This is a genomic window from Streptomyces sp. NPDC089799 (genome assembly GCF_040684755.1).
Classification (GTDB): domain Bacteria; phylum Actinomycetota; class Actinomycetes; order Streptomycetales; family Streptomycetaceae; genus Streptomyces.
In genome coordinates this window covers 193,357-207,173 of record NZ_JBFBGR010000002.1, presented here as the reverse complement: position 1 = coordinate 207,173, position 13,817 = coordinate 193,357, and the positions used below count along the sequence as shown (strand labels likewise).

Here is a 13,817-nt window from a genome sequence, read left to right as displayed (position 1 = left end):
GTGGCGCCGGTCTCCGGGACTCAGCTCCTGGAGACCGGCGCGCTGCCGTCCCGGCACGCAGGCGGCCCCAAGGTGCGCGACCACATTGCACCCCCATGATTCCGGGCATGCGAAAGGCCGCCCTCCCACGGATGAGAGAACGGCCTCCGACCTGCGTTTCCGCATGGTCGGGACGACAGGATTTGAACCTGCGACCCCTTGACCCCCAGTCAAGTGCGCTACCAAGCTGCGCCACGTCCCGATGCCCGCTGACCTGGGGTTTCCCCTGGGTGAACGTGCACCAGAACAATACCGCACTTCGCGGAGTGGTCGCGCGCACGTTTTCCCGGCGGCCGTGGCCGGGCGGGAGGACCGGCGGGTGGCCGGGTGGGGTGGCCGGGCGGGGAGGCCCGGCCGGGCGTGACGCGGGAGGGGCATGCCATCACGTTCCGTGACGTCGGCGGAGGGGTGGTGCGTGTCCCGCCGGGAGCGGGGGGCTTCACCAGGTGCCCCAGTCCTCCCGGCCGTGGATGCGGTCCACCAGTTCCGCCGCGAGTGCCTTGATCGTGGTCAGGCCGCCGGTGCCCCAGCGCCTCGGGACGCCGTCCGCCGCGCACACCGTTCCCAGGACGATCCCCCGCCGGTCGGTCAGCGGTGCGCCGAGGTAGGAGCGGACCCCGTTCTCGTCGACCACCGCGTTCCCCGCGAACCGCGCGAAGTCCCGTACGTCCTCCAGGACCAGCGCGCGCCGCCGCACGACCACGTACGGGCAGTAGCCGTGGTCCCGCGCCAGCACCCGGGCCGGGTACCCGCGCGCCGCGGGCGTCCCCGGGCCGTCCGGGCCGCCGCCGTGGTGCAGGCCGGCGAAGAACTGGCGGTCCTCGCCGAGGAAGTTGACCCCGGCGTGCGGGGCCCCGACGGCGTCCGCGATCCGCCGCGCGAACGCGTCGAGTTCCGGGTCCACCCGCTCCCCCAGCCCCAGTTCTCGCAGCCGCGGGACCCGTGTCCCGGCGTCCCGGTCCACCGGGGTGAGCAGCAGGTGTCCGGTCGACTCGTAATACGTCATATGCCCTGTTCCCCCTGGACGTCGGACAGCAGATGGCCGACGAGGGCCGCCAGGGCCCCCGTGCCGGAGACGGCGAGCCGGGCGTCGCAGCGTACGACCGGCACGCCGGGTGCGAGGCCGACCGCTTCGCGTACCTCCTCGGAGGTGTAGCGGTGGCCGCCCTCGAACTCGTTCACGGCGACGACGAAGGCGATGCCGTGCCGCTCGAAGAAGTCGACCGCCGGGAAGCAGTCGGCCAGGCGCCGGGTGTCGGCGAGCACGACCGCGCCGAGCGCGCCCGCGCACAGCTCTTCCCACAGGAACCAGAAGCGCTCCTGGCCTGGCGTGCCGAACAGGTACAGGACGTGCGGCGGCCGGGTGTCGAGGGTGATCCTGCCGAAGTCCAGCGCCACCGTGGTCGTGGCTTTCGTCTCGACCCCGTCGAGGAAGTCGGTGTGCGCGCCGAGGTCGCTGAGCAGTTCCTCCGTGGACAGCGGCTCGATCTCGCTGACCGCGCCGACGAAGGTGGTCTTGCCCGCCCCGAACCCGCCCGCGACCAGGATCTTCAGGGTCGCCGGGAGGCCGGTGCGGTCCTCACAGCCTTCTGCGCAGACCATCGAGCACCGCCCGCAGGAGGGACTGGTCGTCGGCCGGACTGTTCAGGAACTGCGGCGCCTGCGCCGTCACCGCGCCGGCCTGCACCAGATCGGACAGCAGGACCTTGGCGATCACCGCGGGCAGGCGCAGCTGGGCCGCCACCTCCGCGACCGAGACCGAGGCCGCCCCGGCTCCCGCGCAGAAGCGCAGTGCGAGGGTGTGCTCGGGGCCGAGCGGCGGCCGCGGCCGTACGCCGGTCGCGGTGACCACGGAGAGCAGGTCGAGCGCCACGGCCGGACGGGTGCGGCCGCCGCAGGCCGTGTACGGGCGCATGACCCGGCCCGCCGTGTCGTCGAGCCACGGAGTGTCGCGGCGGGCGGCGCCGGGTGCGTACGCCCTCATCGGCCGGACCGGTCGGGTGTGGTCGGAGCGGGTACGGTCGCGGACGTGACGGACGTCGCCGACGTGGCGGAGGTGCCGACGGGGGCCGGGGCCGGGCGTCGGGGAGCGGCCGCCAGGTAGGGGCGCACGCTCTTGACCAGCATGGCCATCTCGTAGCCGAGTACGCCGGCGTCGGCCTCGCGGTCGGCGAGCACCGCCAGGCAGGTGCCGGCTCCGGCGGCCGAGACGAACACCAGGGCGGAGTCGAGCTCGACCACGACCTGCCGGACCTCGGCGCCGTCGGCGAACCGGGCGCCGGCGCTGCGGCCCAGCGAGTAGAGGCCGGAGGCCAGGGCGGCCATGTGGTCGGCGCTGTCGGCGTCCAGGCCGTGCACGCAGGTGACGAGGCCGTCCGCGGTGAGCAGCACTGCGCTGCGCGTGTACGGCACCCGTTGCACGAGCCCGCTCAGCAGCCAGTCCAGGTCGGACATTCGGCCCGTGGTGGTCGTCGCTTCGCCGGCCATGGGGTGCGCTCCTCGATCGGGGGTGGGTCATGCGGGTCGGGTCAGGGGGTCGGGTCAAGGGTTCTCGGACTGGGCGCGTCCGAAGCCGCGCCGGAACGCGGCCATCAGGTTCGGGTCGTGGACGGGCACCTCGGCCGACGGGGCGGCGTACGCCGCCCGGGGCGGTGGCGCGTCGCGGAGCTGCGGGGCGAGGTGCGCCTGGGCCCGCCGCCGGGGCAGCGGGGGCCGCCCGCCGTCCGGCGGCCCCGCCACCTGTCCCGGCCCCGGCCCGCCCTCTGTCCCCCGCTCCTCGGTGGACGCGGACGCGGCCGCGACCGGGTTCGGCGGGTCGCCGGGCGACCGGCCCTCGGCGGCAGGTGCCTCTGCCCGGGGTGCCTCTGGCTGAGGTGTCTCGGCCGCCCGCTCCCCGGCTGTCCGACCGTCCTCGTACTGCCCGCCACCGGTCCGGACGCCGAGGCCCCGGCCACCGGCGGGCCGGTCGTCCGCTGCCCGGACGTCTGCCGGCCAGGCGTCGGCGGACCGGGCAGCGGCCGACCGGCCGTGCGCAGACCGTGGGCTATCGGAAGGAGCATCCGCAGGCCACGTGTCCGCCGACCATGCCGCTGCGGGCGCGGCGTTGGCCGAACGGGCAGTCGGGGACCGGCCGGCAGAACGGGCATCCCCGGGGCAGCCTCCGGTGGTGGAGCGGATGGTGACGGGCGTGTCGTGCGTCAGGGCGTCCGTCAGCGCGTCCGTCAGGGGGTCGATCGCGGTGCGGGAGGGGGATCCGGATGCGGGGTCCCCGGGCCGGTCCTCCGGGAGCCGTTCATGTGTGGGCCTGGGCGCCGGCACGGCTGCCGGTACGGCGGGGGCGCGGGTGCCCGTCGCAGCCACAGGAGCCACCGGCTCCGGCGGAGTCACGACATCCGCACGAGCCACGGGCACCGCAGGAGCCACGGATACCCCAGGAGCCACCGGCATGGCAGGGGCTGCAGGAGCCACGGGAGCCGCAGGTGCCATCGGCTCCGGCGATGCCATCGGCGGGGCCGGTGGGGGTGTCGCCCGGGTGTGGTCCCGGGGGATGCCTGCGGGGCGCGGCCCCGAGAGCCGTACGGGCTCCAGCGGGGGCAGCGGGTCGCGGGTCAGGCGGGAGCCGTCCGCCGCGGTGTCGGCGGACTCCGCGCCCAGCAGTTCCCGGGGCAGCACCAGGACCGCCAGCACCCCGCCGTAGATGTTGGACTTCAGCTCGACCGCGATGCCGTGCCGCCGGGCCAGGGAGGAGACCACGAACAGCCCGATCCGGCCGTCCGCGAGCAGGTGGCGGACGCTGATCTGGTCGGGGTCGCCGAGCAGCTCGTTCATCCGGTGCTGCTCCTCCGGCGGCATGCCGAGCCCCCGATCCTCCACCTCGACCGCGATGCCCGACGTGACCCGTTCCGCGCGCAGCACCACGTCCGTGTCCGGCGCGGAGAACACCGTCGCGTTCTCGACGAGTTCGGCCAGCAGGTGCACCACGTCCGCGACGGCGTGGCCGCGTACGGTGCCGCCCGCCGGGGGCACCACCTTCACCCGGGTGTACTGCTCCACCTCCGCGACCGCCGAGCGGAGCACCTCGCTCAGGTCGATCGGCCGGGTCCACTGGCGCCGGGAGGCGGCCCCGCCGAGCACCGCCAGGTTCTCGGCGTGCCGCCGGATCCGGGTGGCCAGGTGGTCGACGTGGAACAGCTCCTTGAGCAGGTCGGGGTCCTCGACGGTGTCCTCCAGGCCGTCGAGCAGCGAGATCTCCCGGTGCACCAGCGACTGGAGCCGCCGGGCGAGGTTGACGAAGACCTCCACCTTCTGCTCGCTGTCCGTTCGGTTCTCCGGTCCGGCCAGCCGCAGCAGCACGGCCTGCGCGTGGTCCCGGGCGCCGCGCAACTCCTGTGCCAGCAGCCAGAATTCGTCGGCGCCCGCGGGCGCCTTCCCGGTCGTCGCGGCCTGCGCGGCGCCGGTCCGTACCGGCCGGGCCGGGGCCTCGCCGCGTTCCAGCCGTTCGGCCGTGGTGCGGAGCTCCTGGCGGCCGCGCGTACTGGACCGGCGCAGCACCTCGCAGCGGTCGCGTACGGTCCTGGCCGCGCGCTGGGCCCCGAGCAGCGCGGCCGCGAGCGCGCCGGCCACCAGCAGCCCGCAGCCGGCCAGCACCGGCCACAGCCGGGCGTCCCGGTGGCCGGAACCGCCGCCCAGTTGCAGGGTGAAGATCACCGCGGCGGCACCGCTGAGTCCGGCGGCCAGGGTGGGCAGGACAGCGGCACGGAGCAGCTGGGGCCGTATCTGCCGCCCGGATCCGGTGGCGGCGTGCCTCGACGGGGTGTGGCGTGCGGTGGCTCGGGTTCCGGACATCGTGGTCCTCGGTACGTGGGGCCGGATCCCCGGAGCTGCCCGGGACCCGGTGTTGATCACCGAGTACCCACGCTAGACCGCACGATCCCGCCCCCGACGGTCAGTCGGGGAACTTCACCGGGGTGCTTCCCGCTCCCGAAGGAGCGCTCGTACGGCCGCCCGATTGCGCCGGGAGCGCACGCTCCGGGGCGCCGGACCGGCCTCCCGGCGCCCGGCGCGCACCTGTCCATCGCGGTGTCCCGGACGCCCCCCTTTTCGACACCCCGGCCACTGCCCGGACCCGTCGCGTTCCCGGATGATCGGCTTCCGGTGCGGCCGTTCCATCCCGTACGGGCCGCATCCCGGCGGGCACCCTTCGCCCTTCCTTCGAGTCGGAGTAGACGACCCATGTCCCAGATCCAGGTCCGTGCCGCACGCCCCGAGGACTTCGCGCAGTGGCGCGCCCTCTACCGCGGTTACGCCGACTTCTACGCCGTGGAGCAGAGCGAGGAGGCGGCCGCGCTGGTCTGGTCGTGGGTGCTGGACCCCGGTCACGAGGTCGGCGCCCTGGTCGCCGAGGACGCGGACGGGCGGCTCGTCGGGCTGGCGCACTACCGGCCGTTCGCACGCCCGCTGTCGGCGACGGTCGGCTGTTTCCTCGACGACCTGTTCGTGGCCCCCGACCGCCGCGGTTCGGGCGCCGCCGACCTGCTGCTCGCCGCCCTGCGCGGGATCGCGGCCGAGCGCGGCTGGAGCGTGGTGCGCTGGATCACCGCCGACGACAACCACCGGGCGCGGGCGAAGTACGACCAGGTGGCCACCCGCACGATGTGGGTCACGTACGACATGGCTCCCGGCCTCTGACACGGTACTGATGCACCGCGGTCCGGCGGGCTACACTGCCGGGCGGCGCGACCGGCAGGGGGTGCCCGCACCCGCTGTCGGTGCTGTTGAACGGGGGGTGCACGTACATGAAGCCGCTGGAACCGGGGGATCCCGCCTCGGTGGGCAACGGCCGCTACCACCTGACGCACCGGCTCGGCCAGGGCGGCATGGGCGTGGTGTACCTGGGCCGGTCGCCGTCCGGGCGGGCCGTGGCGGTGAAGGTCGTACGCCCCGAGCTGAGCACCGAACCGGGCTTCCGGCGCCGTTTCGCCGACGAGGTGGCCGCGGCCCGGCTGGTCGGCGGCTTCCACACCGCCCCGGTCGTCGACGCCGACCCCGACGCGGATCCGGCCTGGCTGGTGACGGCCTACGTGCCCGGACCGACGCTGGCCACCGTGCTGGCCCGGGTCCGGGCCCTGCCGGTGGACACGCTGACGGTGCTGGCCGCGGGTCTCGCGGAGGCGCTGGAGGCCATCCACCGGGCCGGCGTGATCCACCGCGACTTCAAACCCGCGAACATCATCATCGCGGAGGACGGGCCGAGGGTCATCGACTTCGGCATCGCGCGGGCGCTGGACGGTACGGCGCTCACGCAGACCGGCTACCAGGTGGGCACCCCGGGCTTCCTCGCCCCCGAGCAGCTCACCGGGGGCACGATCACGCCCGCGGTGGACATGTTCGCCCTCGGGGTGGTGCTCGTCCAGGCGGCGGGCGGTTCGCCCTTCGGGGACGGGCCTTCGGCAGCACGGCACTTCAAGGTGGTCTACGAGGCGGCGGACCTGTCCGCGGTCCCGGGCGAACTGCGCGCGCTCGTCACCGAGTGCCTGTCCAAGGACCCGGCGGGCCGTCCCGGCCCCGGTGACTTCCTGCGCAGGCTGACGGTCCGCCACCCGGAGGGTGACGGCTGGCTGCCGGACGCGGCGACGGAGCTGCTGCCGCGGCACGGCCTCGTACCGGGGCTCGCCCCGGCCACGTCGGCCGGTCCGGCGGCGGGCGCGGCGCCCGGGGCCGGGGCCGGTCCGGCCATCGGTCTGACGGTCGGTCCGGAGGCGGAGCCGGAGGCCGGCGGGGACCCCGCGGCGGCCGCCGCCGGTGCTTCCGAGGGCGGCACCACCCCCATCACCGCGGTCGACCCGGCCCGGTCCGCGGCTCCCGGCGGCCCGGTGGCCGAACCGGCCCCGGCGGCGGAAGCCGCTCCCGTGGCGGGACCGGCCCCGGTGTCGGGACCAGCCCCAGTGGGTGGATCGGTCCCAGTGGGTGGATCTGCCCCAGTGGCGGGATCGGCCCCAGTGGCGGGATCGACCCCGGCGGCGGCCGGCCTTGCCCCGACGCCGCCGGTCGGTTCGGTCCCGGGGGCCGGCTCCGGGTCGGCGCAGGTGACCGAAGCCGGCCGGGCGTCCACGCCCGCCCCTTCGCCGTTGCCGGTGTCCGGGTCCGCCGCCGCGCCGGCCCACCCCGTGCCCGGCCACGACACTCCCGGCCACGACACACCGGGCCAAGACGCCCCCGGCCACCGCACACCCGGATCCGGTGCCGCGACGGCGGACACCCCAGGCCCGTCGGCCACGCCCGTGCTCCCCGTCCCCGTCCGGCCGGGGGCCGAGGGCTCCTCGGGCACGCCCACCGTGACCTCACCGCCCACGCCGGGCACTCCCCTGCCGACCATGCCCCACCCGGGCACCCCACTGCCGACCCTGCCCCTCCCCGGTACGCCGCTCCCCGGGACCGCCGAGAGCCCCGGGCCGGCGGATGAGCGCGCCCGCCGCCGCTCGCGCCGCGCCCTGGTAGTGGGTGCGGTGGCACTCGCGGCGGTGGCGGCCATCGGCATCGCGCTGTGGCAGATCGGTACCCCCGACGGCAAGGACGGCAAGAACGGCAAGGCGAGCGGCAGCGCCGGCCCGGCGCCCTTCCCCACCCAGCCGATGCTGATCCGGCAGGACACCGGCCCCGGCTGGCCGCAGGACTGCAAGGGGGACATAGCTCTGCGCAGCCCGGCGGACGCGGTTCCGATCACGCTGATCAGCGGGAGCACCTGCGACATGCTCCCCCAGTGGTCCCCGGACCGGCGCTCTTTCGCGTTCACCCGCAGCGGCAAGGACGGCTCGTCCGTGTGGATCGCCGATGCCAACGGCACGAAGGCGCGGGAGGTGAACTTCACGTCCGGCGCGGCCGGGCGCGTGGCCTGGTCCCCCGACGGCAAGCGGCTCGCCGTGCTGCGCAAGGCGGGGAACGGCACCCAGCAGCTGTTCCGGGTGGAGGTCGACGGCACCAAGTCGGTGCAGCTGACCACCGGGACCCGCCAGGTCGAGGACCCCGCGTGGTCCCCCGACGGCACGAGGATCGCCGTCTCGGTGGACCTCGGGGACGGCAACTTCCAGATCCACCTGGTGGATCCGTCCCGACCGGGCACACCGCAGCAGGTCACCCGGCTGCCGTACCCCGCCCTCGACGCGGTGTGGTCACCGGACGGCCGTACGTTCGCCTACACCGCCGGCACCTACGGCCAGGGCCTGGACGGCCAGGGGAGCCAGGGCGACATCCGCCTGGTCGGCGCCGACGGCACGGGCGACCGGCCGCTGGTGGCGACCCGCGAGCACGAGATGGACCCGGCCTGGTCGCCGGACGGCCAGTGGCTGGCCTTCGTTCGCGGTCCCTACGAGAAGCCGGTGGTCTGGGCGGTGCGCGCCGACGGCGCGGACGCCCGCGCCCTCACCGCCGAGGGGTCCTCGGAGGGCCACCCGGCCTGGCGCTGAGCGGGTCCCCGGAGCCGCTCGTGCCCGCGGCCACATCGCCGCGGGCACGAGCGGGACGACCGCGGTCCGCCGCGGTCACGACGTCGGTGCGTCACCGCATCGGGACACGAGCGCGCCACCGCGGCGCAACGCGGGCGCGTCACCGCTCCGGCGGACGCTCCTGCCCCGGCTCGGTTCCCAGCTGCCGCTTGAGCTGGTCCTGGGCCGTGTCGACCTGGCTGCTGTACTTGCCCTGGGTCTTCCCGTCCACGAAGTCGCCGGCCTTGTCGATGCCCTGGCTCGCCTGTTCCTCGTGGCCCTTCAGCATCTGCTTGAGCTTGTCCAGCACAGACATCTCTGTCCTCTTTGGTGCCGGGTCGGAGTTCGCTCCCAGGATCGCGGCCCGCCCCGCTTCCCGCATCCGCGGAGCCTTGACCAGCAGGTTCGCAGCTGCAGCGGTGTTGGCGGCGCGTCACCACTCCGGCGCGCCAACAGCCCGCCCACAGCCCGATTTTCGGCCAGATCCGGCCACCCCGGCAGAGCAGCACGGCAGAAGGTCGCGCTCAGCCCCTTGACGCTGATCACCAGCCCTCACATACTGACGGCCAAATCGATTTGGCCAAATCGATTTGGCTCCCCGTCCAGAGCCTGATCGTGGCCGAAACACGAAGGTGCCTACGCCGAACGGAGCTTCCGCGTGTTCACTCAGCGTCAGACCCTTGCCGGTACCGAGCCGACCGACCCCGCACCGGCGGACGAACCCACCCACCCCGTCGACGAGTCCCGGCCGCGCGGCCGGATCCTCCTCTTCGGCATCCAGCACGTCCTCGTCATGGCCGCCACCCCCATCTCGGCGATCTTCCTGATGAGCGCCACCCTCCGCCTCGACCCCGCCCTGACGGTCAAGCTGCTCTCCGCGGCCTTCGTACTGTCCGGCATCGGGTCCCTCATCCAGTCGCTCGGGCCCTGGAAGTTCGGCCCCCGTCTCCCCTTCGTGATGCTCCCGGGCGGCGCCCCGCTCATCCTCTTCATCGCCATCGCCGAGCAGCACGGGCTGCGCACGGCCACCGGAGCGGTGATCCTCACCGCCGCCTTCTACTTCGTCGTCCTGCCGGTCTTCTCGCGGCTGCTCGCCTTCTTCCCGTCCCTCGTCATCGGAACGATGATCGTCATCGTCGGCGTCAACCTGGTGAAGGTCGGGGCCGTCCTCGTCACCGGGCGCCCGGGCCAGCCGGGCTTCGCCGACCCGACGAACCTCATGCTCGGCATGGCCACCATCGGCTTCACGGTGGTCTTCTACCTGCTCTTCACGGGTGTCCTGCGGCAGCTCGCCGTCATGCTCGGACTGCTCGCGGGCACCGCCCTGGCGGCGGTCCTCGGCAGCATCCACACGGCCGGCATCACCGAGGGCGGCCTGCTGAACGTGCCCCAGCCGATGCCCTTCGGCTCCCCCCAGTTCAACCTCCTCGCCGCCGTACCGCTGATGCTCTACAGCCTCGCCTCCATGGCCGAGGCCACCGGCCAGACCGTCATCAACGCCCAGGCCGTGGGCAAGACGATCGACCAGCGCACCGACGTCCCCAAGACCATCCGGGGCGATGCGCTCACCTCCCTCGCAGGCGGCTTCTTCGGACTGCCGCTGATGGTGACGAGCGGCGAGAACATCGGGATCGTCCGCGTCACCGGCGTCCGCAGCCGGTTCGTCACCGCCGCGGCCGGAGTCGTCCTCATCGTCATCGGCTTCCTCGCCCCCGTGGCCCGTGCGATCAGCGTGATCCCGTCCGCGGTCATCGGAGGCACCGCCATGGTCGTCTTCGCCGTGATCACGGTGCTCGGGGTGCAGATGCTCGGCCGGTCGGACCTCGACAAGCACACCAACACGTTCATCAGCGCCGTCGCCCTGGCGCTCGGCCTGCTGCCCATCCTCATCCCCGGCGTGTACGCCGGCTTCTCGCCGAACCTCCGCATCCTCCTCGAAAGCGGCGTCGCCGTGGGCGCGTTCGTCGCGGCGGTGCTCAACATCCTCTTCCACCACGTCAGGCCGGGGATCGCCGCCCGCTTCGCGGCCGGCCCCCGGACGGAAAGCAGCCGATGAACCAGCTCACCCCCGACCTCGTGACCGGTCCCGCCCCCGTGACCGGCCCCGGCCCCGCCGGCGGCTCCGATCCCATGACCGGCCCCGACCCCGTGAGCGGTCCCGGCCGCCTGACCGGCCCCGGCCCGATCCTCCTCGTCCCGGACGCCGTCCTGCTGCCCGAAGGACCCGCCGACGGGTACGCCGTGGTCGTCTCCGACGGCACGTTCGGCTCCGTGGGCCCCGCCGAGGCCATCGCCCGCGCCCATCCCGGCCTCGACGCGGTACGGCTCCCCGGCCACCTCCTGATGCCCGGCTTCGTCGACACCCACCACCACCTGACGCAGAGCTTCGGCGCCGCGCTCGCCTTCGGCGAGCCGTCGGAGATCTTCCGCCGGGTGTGGGAGCCGCTGGAGGGCGCGCTGGACGAGGAATCGGCCTACGTCGCCGCCAAGTTGGCGGCGCTCGAATCCCTGCGGGGAGGGTTCACCACCGTGGCCGACGCCGGCACCCGCGCGCACGTGGACGTCGACCTCGTCGCCTCCGCCGCCCGCGACGCCGGGATCCGCTGCGTCCTCGGCCGGGTCTGCGCCGACGCCGGGAACGAGGACGAGGGGCCCGCCGCCCTCACCGCCGCGGAGCAGCACCTCGCCCGGTACGAGGGCGACCCGCTCGTCCATCCCTCCCTCGCCGTCCCGACGCCCGAATCGGCCACCGCCCACACCCTGGCGCACACCGCCCGGCTCGCGGCCGAGGCCGGGGCCACCGTACAGATCCACGTCAACGAACACCTGGCCGGAGTCGAACGCTCCCTGCTGCGGCACGGCCTGCGCCCGCTCGAATACCTGCACCACGTCGGCGCCCTCGGCCCCCAGCTGGTCGCCGCCCACGCCACCCTGCTCACCCCCCGCGAGCTCACCCTGCTCGCCGACACCGGGACCGCGGTCGGCTACAACCCCGTCGCCAGCGCCTGGAAGGGCAACGCCGTCGCCCCCGCCGCCACCATGGCCGAGCGCGGCATCCGCTTCGGACTCGGCACCGACGGCACCCGCGGCGACGGCTTCCGGCTCGCCGACGCCGCCGAGTTCGCCCAGCGGCTCGCGTACGGCCTGGCCAGCGGCGACTCCTCCTGCGGCGCCGGGTGGACCTGGCTGGGCCGCGCCACCCGGGGCGGCGCCGAGGCCCTCGGGCTCGGCACCCTGACCGGAGCCGTCGCCGAGGGCCTGGCCGCCGATTTCCTCCTGGTCGACGTGTCCGGCCCGGAACTCGCGCTCTCCTGGGACCTGCCGTGGGAGCTGGTACGGCGCGGCAACCGCGACCAGATCACCGCCGTGTTCACCGCCGGCCGGCTCCGCCTGTGGCGGGGCCTCCCCACGGACTGGGACGGCCCGGCGCTGGTCCGGCGGGCGGCCGGCCTGGCCCGCGCCACCGTGGCCAGGGCGGGGGTCACCCGCGTGCACCCCACCTCCACCGCGGCGCGTGAGCGGAGCGCGGCGCGATGACCACCGAGACCCTGGCCGTGCTCGCCGTCACGGTCACCGCCGCCGCGTTCGTCCAGGGCAGCAGTGGGCTCGGCTTCGCGCTGATCGTCGCCCCCGTGGCCGGGATCCTCGATCCCGGCCTGCTCCCGGTGTTCGTGCTCGCCTCGATGATCCCCCTCAACGTGTACGTGGCCTGGCGCGAACGCGCCTCGCTCGACCTGCGGGGAGCCTCCTGGATCACCGGCGCGCGGCTCGCGGCCACCCCCGGCGGCCTGGCACTGCTCCTGCTGATCCCCGACCGTGCGATCGGCCTGTTCACCGGCGCCGCCACCGTCCTCGCGGCGGTCGTGAGCCTGGCCGCGCCGGCGTTCGCCCCCGGACGGGCCGCCTATCTCGGAGCGGGCGCGGTCACCGGACTGACGGAGACCGCGACCGGCGTCGGCGGCCCGCCGCTCGCCCTGGTGTACCAGCACCGGCCGCCCGCCGAACTGCGCGCGACCGTGGCCGTCTGCTTCCTCATCGGCGAAATCGCCTCGCTGGGGCTGCTGTTCGCGACGGGCGAGGGCCGGGCGGAGGACCTGGGGTGGGCCGCCCTGCTGGTGCCGGCCATCGCCGCCGGCGCCTGGGCCAGCCGTCTGGTGCACCACCGGATCGACGCGCGCCGGATGCGGCTGTTCGTGCTCGGCTTCGCGCTGGTCTCCGGGCTGGGACTCATCCTGGGGATGTGACCCGCACCGAGGAGGCGCGCACGACCAGCCTCGGTTCGGGCGGCGTGGCCACCGCCGCCGTGTCCACGTCCCCGCGCAGCCGTCCCAGCAGCAGCTCCACCGCGTCGGCGGCCGCCCGGTCGAGGTGGAGGTCGACGGCGGTGAGCGGCGGCTCGCAGGTCCGGGCCCGCAGCCCGTCGTAGCGGGTGGCGACCAGCACGTCGTCCGGTACCGTCCGCCCGCTGTCCCGGATCGCGGCCACGGCGCCCACCGCGAACGTGTCCACCAGGGCGCACACGGCGTCGACACCGGGGTGTGCGGCGAGCAGGGCGGCGCAGCACTCGTACCCGGCCTGTTCGCCCCCTGCCTCGGGGGCCGTGGCCACGACCGGCTCCCAGCCGTGCTCCGCGGCGAGGCGTTCGTAGGCGGCGCGCGCGTCGACCGACGAGTGCCGTGCGCCGGATCCGATGATCAGCGCGGGTCGCCGCGCGCCCTGTTCGAGCAGGTGGCGCAGGAGGAGTTCGGCGACGGGTCCGCCCCGCAGGTCGACGTACGGGGCTTCCTCGTCGGGCGAGACGGGCCGGCCGAGGGCCACGTAGGGCAGTCCGCGCTCCCTGAGGTCGGCCGCTGCCGCGTCGGCCACGTCCGGTTCGACGACGATCGCCCCGTCGATGTCCACGGAGTGCAGCCCCGAACCGGACTTCACGGGCGGGACGAGCACGAGGGCGTATTCGTGGAGCAGGGCGCTCTCGGCGGCAGCGGCGGCGATCTCCATGTAGAACCCGAGCCGGGACGCGCCTCCGGCCACCGCGAAGGGCATGGAGGAGGCCAGCGCGATGGCCTTGGCCTGGCCGCGCCGCAGCCGCTGCGCGCGCAGGTTGGGCCGGTAACCGAGTTCGGCCGCCACCTGCTTGATGCGCTCGCGCGTCCGGGGGTCGACCTTGCCCAGTCCGTTGAGGGCGTGCGAGACGGTCGTGCGCGACACGCCGGCGGCTTGGGCGACGTCGGCGATCGTCGGCGGCTTGGGGCCGGGACCGGAAGCGGGCATCGGCGCGGCTGCTCCTCACGGGTGGGG

General features: G+C 74.8%; 11 protein-coding genes, 1 tRNA gene and 1 pseudogene. 5 read left to right on the top strand and 8 right to left on the bottom strand.

What is annotated here, in order from left to right:
- Nucleotides 1–164 precede the first annotated feature (164 nt).
- The 6 genes and pseudogenes from AB0O36_RS02625 to AB0O36_RS02600 all read right to left on the bottom strand — a co-directional run bounded on the left by AB0O36_RS02625 (nt 165) and on the right by AB0O36_RS02600 (nt 4,884).
- Nucleotides 165–241, bottom strand: a tRNA-Pro gene (locus AB0O36_RS02625).
- 237 nt (nt 242–478) lie between these two features.
- Nucleotides 479–1,045: a GAF domain-containing protein gene (locus AB0O36_RS02620; RefSeq protein WP_365102995.1), complete on the bottom strand. Its 567-nt coding sequence runs from the start codon at nt 1,043–1,045 to the stop codon at nt 479–481.
- Nucleotides 1,042–1,641, bottom strand: coding sequence for an ATP/GTP-binding protein (locus tag AB0O36_RS02615; protein ID WP_365102992.1), 600 nt, complete (start codon nt 1,639–1,641; stop codon nt 1,042–1,044). Before AB0O36_RS02615 ends, AB0O36_RS02620 begins: the two co-directional genes overlap by 4 nt.
- A complete protein-coding gene (locus AB0O36_RS02610) occupies nt 1,619–2,023 on the bottom strand; it encodes a DUF742 domain-containing protein (RefSeq protein ID WP_365102990.1) in 405 nt (134 codons plus the stop codon). The genes AB0O36_RS02615 and AB0O36_RS02610 overlap by 23 nt, the downstream gene beginning before the upstream one ends.
- Before the next feature lie 80 nt (nt 2,024–2,103).
- Nucleotides 2,104–2,526, bottom strand: a pseudogene (locus AB0O36_RS02605) (roadblock/LC7 domain-containing protein); the annotation flags it as partial.
- Nucleotides 2,527–2,580: 54 nt separating this feature from the next.
- The gene (locus AB0O36_RS02600; RefSeq protein WP_365102987.1) at nt 2,581–4,884 is read right to left on the bottom strand and encodes a sensor histidine kinase; all 2,304 of its coding nucleotides are present in this window, start codon (nt 4,882–4,884) and stop codon (nt 2,581–2,583) included.
- Between the two features lie 387 nt (nt 4,885–5,271).
- Between AB0O36_RS02600 and AB0O36_RS02595 the strand changes: the two genes are divergently transcribed.
- Nucleotides 5,272–5,727 (top strand): GNAT family N-acetyltransferase, encoded by a 456-nt coding sequence (locus AB0O36_RS02595; protein WP_365102984.1) that lies wholly within the window; start codon nt 5,272–5,274, stop codon nt 5,725–5,727.
- A 107-nt stretch (nt 5,728–5,834) separates the two neighbouring features.
- The gene (locus tag AB0O36_RS02590) at nt 5,835–8,501 is read left to right on the top strand and encodes a protein kinase (protein WP_365102981.1); all 2,667 of its coding nucleotides are present in this window, start codon (nt 5,835–5,837) and stop codon (nt 8,499–8,501) included.
- Nucleotides 8,502–8,640: 139 nt separating this feature from the next.
- Here the strand turns inward: AB0O36_RS02590 and AB0O36_RS02585 are convergent, their stop codons facing one another.
- The gene (locus AB0O36_RS02585; RefSeq protein ID WP_365102978.1) at nt 8,641–8,835 is read right to left on the bottom strand and encodes an antitoxin; all 195 of its coding nucleotides are present in this window, start codon (nt 8,833–8,835) and stop codon (nt 8,641–8,643) included.
- A gap of 342 nt (nt 8,836–9,177) precedes the next feature.
- On the opposite strand from AB0O36_RS02585, the gene AB0O36_RS02580 reads away from it, so the two are divergent.
- From AB0O36_RS02580 to AB0O36_RS02570, 3 genes are all read left to right on the top strand, one after another.
- Nucleotides 9,178–10,575 (top strand): uracil-xanthine permease family protein, encoded by a 1,398-nt coding sequence (locus AB0O36_RS02580; protein WP_365102975.1) that lies wholly within the window; start codon nt 9,178–9,180, stop codon nt 10,573–10,575.
- 74 nt (nt 10,576–10,649) lie between these two features.
- A complete protein-coding gene (locus tag AB0O36_RS02575) occupies nt 10,650–12,056 on the top strand; it encodes an amidohydrolase family protein (protein ID WP_365103272.1) in 1,407 nt (468 codons plus the stop codon).
- Nucleotides 12,053–12,763, top strand: a complete 711-nt coding sequence (locus AB0O36_RS02570; protein ID WP_365102973.1) for a sulfite exporter TauE/SafE family protein — start codon at nt 12,053–12,055, stop codon at nt 12,761–12,763. Before AB0O36_RS02575 ends, AB0O36_RS02570 begins: the two co-directional genes overlap by 4 nt.
- Here AB0O36_RS02570 and AB0O36_RS02565 read toward each other — a convergent pair.
- Entirely contained in the window at nt 12,747–13,790 is a 1,044-nt protein-coding gene (locus AB0O36_RS02565; protein WP_365102971.1) for a LacI family DNA-binding transcriptional regulator, read from the bottom strand. The two genes, AB0O36_RS02570 and AB0O36_RS02565, sit on opposite strands and share 17 nt — an antisense overlap.
- Nucleotides 13,791–13,817: the final 27 nt, after the last annotated feature.

Bases quoted from the DNA above. Each gene is read 5' to 3' on its own strand.
- AB0O36_RS02610 (WP_365102990.1), bottom strand. From the start codon at position 2,023: ATGAGGGCGTACGCACCCGGCGCCGCCCGCCGCGACACTCCGTGGCTC.
- AB0O36_RS02590 (WP_365102981.1), top strand. From the start codon at position 5,835: ATGAAGCCGCTGGAACCGGGGGATCCCGCCTCGGTGGGCAACGGCCGC.
- AB0O36_RS02615 (WP_365102992.1), bottom strand. From the start codon at position 1,641: ATGGTCTGCGCAGAAGGCTGTGAGGACCGCACCGGCCTCCCGGCGACC.
- AB0O36_RS02570 (WP_365102973.1), top strand. From the start codon at position 12,053: ATGACCACCGAGACCCTGGCCGTGCTCGCCGTCACGGTCACCGCCGCC.
- AB0O36_RS02620 (WP_365102995.1), bottom strand. From the start codon at position 1,045: ATGACGTATTACGAGTCGACCGGACACCTGCTGCTCACCCCGGTGGAC.
- AB0O36_RS02600 (WP_365102987.1), bottom strand. From the start codon at position 4,884: ATGTCCGGAACCCGAGCCACCGCACGCCACACCCCGTCGAGGCACGCC.
- AB0O36_RS02575 (WP_365103272.1), top strand. From the start codon at position 10,650: ATGACCGGCCCCGACCCCGTGAGCGGTCCCGGCCGCCTGACCGGCCCC.
- AB0O36_RS02565 (WP_365102971.1), bottom strand. From the start codon at position 13,790: ATGCCCGCTTCCGGTCCCGGCCCCAAGCCGCCGACGATCGCCGACGTC.
- AB0O36_RS02595 (WP_365102984.1), top strand. From the start codon at position 5,272: ATGTCCCAGATCCAGGTCCGTGCCGCACGCCCCGAGGACTTCGCGCAG.
- AB0O36_RS02585 (WP_365102978.1), bottom strand. From the start codon at position 8,835: ATGTCTGTGCTGGACAAGCTCAAGCAGATGCTGAAGGGCCACGAGGAA.